Raw genomic sequence first — 6406 nt, 5'->3', positions numbered from 1 at the left:
ATATAAATAAGCCCTGTCGTTAAGACGGGGCTTTTTTATACCTGAAATTTACCGTTTAAACTTTTCTGCTTTCTGCTTTCTGCTTTCTGCTTTCTGCTATTTCAATAACTCATTTGTATTGGGCAATTCTGGTTATATAACCATCAAAAATTATTTATATCAAAGTCGCTAATTTATAAAAGATTAATTAATGTTTTATCTTTACTAGTGATGTTTATATAATTTTTTGGTCGTTTTATTGAATATTATTCCTTTGCTTGCCATTAACTTTACTCTTTATGGTATGACCAATTTACAAACAGCAATCATTTTTGTTATAGATTAGTTATCGATGATGAAGTGGTTGCTGCTGTATCGCTTTCAATTGAATAAGCTGTGTATCCTACACAATATAATATGAGTACCAGGAAGGTTCTCTAATAATAAACATAGCCAGTCATATGCTGCACTTAATGCTGTTGGGACAATAGTAATTAAGGTGACTCGGTTGAAATGGTGGAAAAGTAATGTCTACAGTGATGGATTCTGTATTTGAAGCGTTAAATATAATGCTGCTAGGAATGGGGCTTGTGTTTGCCTTTTTAAGTTTACTGATTGCAGGTATTAATATTGTGGCTCGGTTGGTTGCATCTGAACCCGTTGGGCAATTAACAACTGTTGTTCCAAATAACAATGATATTGAACCACAAGTTGTTGCAGCCATTACTGCTGCTATTCATCAATACCGTCGTCAAGCTTAATTGGCAATTAGGGAGTTTTTATGAGTAAGCCTTTAGCACTTACTGATGTAGTTTTGCGTGATGCCCATCAGTCAATTCTTGCCACCCGTTTGAGAACTGAAGATATGCTACCGGCGGCATCTATGTTAGATGATGTCGGGTTTTGGTCGTTGGAATCTTGGGGGGGAGCAACTTTCGATGCTTGTATTCGTTATTTAGGCGAAGATCCTTGGGAGCGGATTCGATTATTGAAAGCTGCTATGCCAAAAACACCACAACAGATGTTACTGCGTGGTCAAAATTTATTGGGTTATCGACATTATGCTGATGATGTTGTGGCTAAATTCGTTGAACGCGCTCATGTAAATGGGGTTGATGTATTCCGCGTATTTGATGCCATGAATGATGTACGCAATTTGCAATCGGCATTACAAGCTGTGAAGGCTGTGGGTGCTCACGCACAAGGTACGATCTCTTATACTACAAGCCCAGTCCATAATTTAACAACATGGATTGATATGGCAAAACGCCTAGAAGATATGGGATGTGATTCGCTTTGTATTAAAGACATGGCTGGATTATTAAAGCCGATGGAAGCTTATGAGCTTATTAGTCAGCTTAAATCACAAACTGATCTTATTATTTCGATGCATTGTCATGCAACGACAGGTTTGAGTACTGCGACGTATCAAAAGGCCATTGAAGCAGGTATTGATGTACTCGATACAGCAATATCTTCAATGAGCCAGACTTATGGTCATAGTGCAACTGAGACTGTAGTGGCGATGGTAGAAGGCACTGATCGCGATACAGGCTATGATCTTGCATTATTAGAAAAGATAGCAGCCTATTTTAGAGATGTACGTAAAAAGTATGCTCAATATGAAGGTGGCTTAAAAGGTATTGATTCACGTATTTTACGTGCTCAAGTGCCCGGTGGAATGCTAACCAATATGGAAAGTCAACTGAAGGAGCAAGGCGCCGCTGATAAGCTTGACTTGGTATTGGAAGAGATCCCTAAAGTACGTCAAGATTTAGGTTTTATCCCATTAGTGACGCCAACGTCGCAGATTGTCGGTACGCAAGCTGTCATCAATGTACTAATGGGCGAGCGTTATAAGTCATTAACGAAAGAGACTGAGGGTATTTTAAAGGGGGAGTATGGGGCGACTCCTGCGCCTGTGAATGCTGAATTACAACAGCAAGTTTTACAAGGGCAGCAAGCTATTACTTGTCGTCCTGCCGATCTACTTGCACCTGAATTTGACAAGTTAACGCTTGAATTAAAGCGTAAGAGTCAAGCGCAAGGGTTAACACTGGCGACAGAAGTACAAGATGATGTATTAACTTATGCATTGTTCCCACAAATTGGCTTACAGTTTATCGAACATCGAAATGATGCTAATTTCTTTGAGCCAGCACCATCTATTGAAGTGGCAGCGCCTGTAACACAAGTTGTTGCAGCGCCTCAAGCGAGTGAAACCTATACCGTCAATGTTCAAGGCCAGTCTTACGTAGTGCAAGTGAGTCAAGGTGGTGATATTGGTCAAATTACGCCAATAGAACCGTCAGTGACTCCTGTTACAGCAAAAACTAACACTGGTGCTGCCGTCGATCTTAACGCGCCACTTTCAGGCAATATTTTTAAAGTGAATGTCAAAGTGGGTGATACGGTTAAAGCTGGCGATGTGGTTATTATTCTTGAAGCCATGAAAATGGAAACCGAAATTAGAGCTCCTAATGATGGTGTGGTTGCTGCTGTAGCAGTCAAAGAAGGTGACAGTGTCTCTGTAGGATCACTTTTATTGGCTGTAGGATAACGCTTTATGGATGGATTAATTGCCTTTTGGCAAGAGACTGGAATAGCTAATTTCACCCTTGGTCAAGTCGTCATGATGCTAGTCGGAGTGGTATTACTTTATCTGGCGATTGCGAAAAAATTTGAACCACTATTACTGTTGCCTATTGGATTTGGTGCAATTTTAGCGAATATCCCTAATGCTGGCTTTACCGATGAAGGTGGCTTGCTTTATTTCGCTTATCATGTCGGTATTGAAACTGGTGTATTCCCACTACTCATCTTTATGGGAGTTGGGGCCATGACTGATTTTGGTGCCTTGATTGCTAATCCCAAAACATTATTGCTTGGTGCCGCTGCGCAATTTGGTATTTTTGCGACTTTGATTGGTGCTATCGGCTTAAACTTGTTACCGGGTTTTGAGTTTAGCATGCAAGATGCTGCAGCGATTGCCATTATTGGCGGTGCAGATGGTCCGACAGCGATCTTTTTAGCATCTAAATTAGCGCCTGAGTTATTAGGTGCTATTGCTGTCGCTGCATACTCATATATGGCACTGGTGCCGATTATTCAGCCGCCAATTATGAAGTTACTGACTACGCCTGCAGAGCGTGAAATAAAAATGGAACAGTTGCGTGAAGTGAGTAAGAAAGAGAAAATCATTTTCCCTTTGATGGTATTGGGAATGACGATTTTATTCTTACCTGCAGCATCGCCATTGGTCGGTATGTTCTGTCTTGGTAATTTAATGCGAGAGGCTGGGGTAGTTGATCGACTCTCAAAGACTGCTCAAAATGAGCTTATTAATATTGTGACAATATTCTTAGGTTTAGCTGTTGGCTCTAAATTATCGGCAGATCAATTTTTACGAGTTGAAACCCTTGGTATTTTAGTTTTAGGTGCGGTTGCGTTTGCTGTAGGTACTGCAACAGGGGTACTGATGGCTAAAGTCATGTGTAAGTTGTCTGGCGGTAAAATTAATCCACTAATTGGCGCGGCGGGTGTGTCTGCTGTACCTATGGCTGCTCGAGTTGTTAATAAGGTTGGTTTAGAAGCAAATAACCAAAACTTTTTACTTATGCATGCGATGGGACCCAACGTTGCTGGCGTATTAGGCTCTGCTGTTGCTGCGGGTATCTTATTGGCAGTGCTAGGTTAATTTAACCTCATTCCAGCTGATAATTAATCAAGCCGATGTTTTTAATATTATTAAATAACATCGGCTTTTTTATGCGGGTAAATTTTGATTTGCAGTAATCCACATCATTAACAAAAGGAATAAACTGATGGTTAAACTTATCGCGATGATATAGATAAAGCCTTTTTTGCCTTTTGCTAACGGGATATGATGTGTTTCAAGAAATAATACCCAAAGTAAGCAAAAGATCAGCGGTAATAAAAATACGAGTGTCATACTTCACCTTTGATTACCCAATTGATTGGCTCGTAATATTGCTTGTTATCAATAGATTACATTATAGTAAAAACTTAGTGTGTCAACATATGGCAGGATAAATAGTGCAATAAAAAGGTCACCGAAGTGACCTTTGCTGGTTAAATACTTTGCTGTACTGCCTCTGGTACATTGCTACGATTAAAAGTGTTCTTATCTAATTGACCTTCAGATTGTCCAACAACCACAGCCGTCATCATATCGCCTGTCACATTGGTGGCGGTTCTTATCATATCAATTACTCTGTCGATGGCGGCAATAAAGGCAATACCTTCTAAAGGTAATCCTACTGCAGCAAGGGTTACAGTGAGCATTACAACAGCGCTACCTGGTACGCCTGCTGTCCCGACTGAAGCAATTGTTGCCGTAAATGCAATTAATATGTAATCAGTCATATCAAGGGGGATAGCATAGATTTGTGCAATAAAGATTGCGGCAATTGCAGGATATATTCCGCCACAACCATCCATATTCATGGTTGCGCCTAAAGGGAGTACAAACGCACTATATTGTTTCGATACGCCCATTGCTTCAGTACAACGGGTGCTTGCTGGCAAAGTACCAAATGAAGATGCAGTGGAAAATGCAACGAGCTGCGCTGGCATGGCTTTTTTGAAAAATTGTATAGGACTTAATTTGGCTGCAAACTTTATTAATCCACCATAAACAAAAATAATATGAATTAATGCTGCGAGATAGATTGCACCAATAAATTTACTTAATGGTAATAAAGTGGATAGACCATATTGTCCTATTACCCAAGCCATCAGACCAAAAACACCAATAGGAGTGAGTTTTAGTACCATACGTGTGAGTTCAAACATGATTTCAGCACCAGCTTCAATCACTTTTTTAAAGGGCTCGGCTTTAGCACCAATGCGATTGATGGCGATCCCGACTAATGCTGCAAATACAATAATCTGTAAAACTTTTCCTTCAGCCAATGCTGCAAAGGGATTGATAGGGATCATCTCTAAAATAACTTGTGAGAAGCCGGGGACCTGCCGCTCTTTTACTGCGGTTGTTGCAAGCTGTAAAGAGCCGCCCATATCAATCATGCTACCAATTGCTAAACCGATCAATGAGGCAATCGTACCGGTAAACATAAACATGGCTAATGTTTTAAAGCTGAGTCGTTTGAGATTAGCCTGACTGCCTAATGAAGTAATGCTCACCACAATCGCACAAAAAATTAGAGGGGCAACTAACATCTTAATTGCACTAATAAAAATATCACCTAATGGTTTTAGTTCTGTGGCTTTTTCACCAAAAATAAGACCGACAATTGCCCCTAACATAAAGCCTAGGAGTACTTGCTGCCAAAATGGGATGCGTTTTATGCTTTGCCACATATAGTGATATTCCTTTTATGATAAATCGATTAAAGCAATGCTATTTAATAGATTTACATTTGTACATATATAAACAAATCGCGTTAATAAACCTTTAGTTATAACTTATAGTTATATTTGTAGTTGTTGGCTAAATATTGAGCTTTAACATTGTATACACAAGTGCATGAACTATGCGAGTTAAACGCCATTGATTGCTATTTAGTGCTATTTTTAATCGATATAATTTTGCTTTATTTATTAAAAATTGAAACAAATACAATAAGTAAGTTGTCAATAACTAAGGTTGAAGTACTATTAGCCAACTGAGTTTATATGAGTGGTGAGGAGATAGGTTTGTTGTGGCTTATGTTTAGTGGGGCTTTTTTAGCTGCAACCCTATTACCTGGGGGATCTGAGTTATTGTTGCTGGGGTTACTGGATAAGGCACCGCAACAGTGGCTCGGACTCGTGATTGTCGCCAGTATTGGCAATACATTAGGGTCATTGACTAGTTTTTATTTAGGGCGTTTAGGGCGTTTTGCTAAATCACCAGAGCAATTAACTCAAAGTAAATATCTGCGCAGTCTCGGGCTGGTGCAAAAATATGGTTATTGGTCATTATTACTGGCGTGGATGCCGGTTATCGGTGATTTACTTTGTTTGTTAGCAGGCTGGATGAAGTTACCTGTTATCAAGTCGACCATCATGATGTTTATTGGCAAATCGTTACGCTATTTATTGATTGCGGCTGCGGTATTATACCAATTTGATTAAAGATGTGATCTGTTCAGAGTTTGTCAGCCTTTTCAGTTCTAGGCGCATTGATGCAGTAATGGCTATTCCCTTTCAAATCAATGCAACATCGAAATGGAAAGGCCTGAAAAACTCACTTCGTGCGGGTTTCAAGGCGCTGTATACTGCGTTGAACATGTTCAAAATACGACTGCATGGATGCAGAAGGTAGAGCAACGCAGGAGCTTGTTGCCGAGAATAACTATTCTGTTCAAATGTCCGTATTGTCTACAACACCTTGAACTCCCGCTGAATGATCACCTTCTTATTCAAGTTGGTATTAAAGTGGCACTAATTGATGTTTTAAGTA

Annotated in this window: 6 protein-coding genes; 4 read left to right on the top strand and 2 right to left on the bottom strand. The window is 39.8% G+C overall.

Features of this window, described 5'->3' with window-relative positions:
* Positions 1 to 506: 506 nt before the first annotated feature.
* The 3 genes from JCM15074_RS18475 to JCM15074_RS18465 are packed head-to-tail and all read left to right on the top strand — an operon-like array spanning position 507 to position 3676.
* On the top strand, positions 507 to 740 hold the full coding sequence (locus tag JCM15074_RS18475) for an OadG family protein (RefSeq protein ID WP_025823201.1): 234 nt from the start codon (positions 507 to 509) through the stop codon (positions 738 to 740).
* 20 nt (positions 741 to 760) lie between these two features.
* Positions 761 to 2539: a sodium-extruding oxaloacetate decarboxylase subunit alpha gene (gene oadA, locus JCM15074_RS18470; protein ID WP_025823199.1), complete on the top strand. Its 1779-nt coding sequence runs from the start codon at positions 761 to 763 to the stop codon at positions 2537 to 2539.
* Positions 2540 to 2545: 6 nt separating this feature from the next.
* Entirely contained in the window at positions 2546 to 3676 is a 1131-nt protein-coding gene (locus tag JCM15074_RS18465; protein ID WP_025823197.1) for a sodium ion-translocating decarboxylase subunit beta, read from the top strand.
* A gap of 69 nt (positions 3677 to 3745) precedes the next feature.
* On the opposite strand, the gene JCM15074_RS18460 is transcribed toward JCM15074_RS18465, so the two are convergent.
* Positions 3746 to 3931, bottom strand: a complete 186-nt coding sequence (locus tag JCM15074_RS18460) for a hypothetical protein (RefSeq protein ID WP_025823196.1) — start codon at positions 3929 to 3931, stop codon at positions 3746 to 3748.
* Positions 3932 to 4071: 140 nt separating this feature from the next.
* Positions 4072 to 5322 (bottom strand): dicarboxylate/amino acid:cation symporter, encoded by a 1251-nt coding sequence (locus JCM15074_RS18455; RefSeq protein WP_025823195.1) that lies wholly within the window; start codon positions 5320 to 5322, stop codon positions 4072 to 4074.
* A gap of 315 nt (positions 5323 to 5637) precedes the next feature.
* Here JCM15074_RS18455 and JCM15074_RS18450 point away from each other — a divergent pair, with 315 nt between their 5' ends.
* A complete protein-coding gene (locus JCM15074_RS18450; protein ID WP_037470002.1) occupies positions 5638 to 6078 on the top strand; it encodes a YqaA family protein in 441 nt (146 codons plus the stop codon).
* Positions 6079 to 6406 lie beyond the last annotated feature (328 nt).

Source organism: Shewanella marina JCM 15074 (genome assembly GCF_000614975.1).
GTDB classification, from domain to species: domain Bacteria; phylum Pseudomonadota; class Gammaproteobacteria; order Enterobacterales; family Shewanellaceae; genus Shewanella; species Shewanella marina.
Note: the sequence above shows the minus strand (reverse complement) of the source record. Positions and strands in the feature narration are given on the sequence as shown.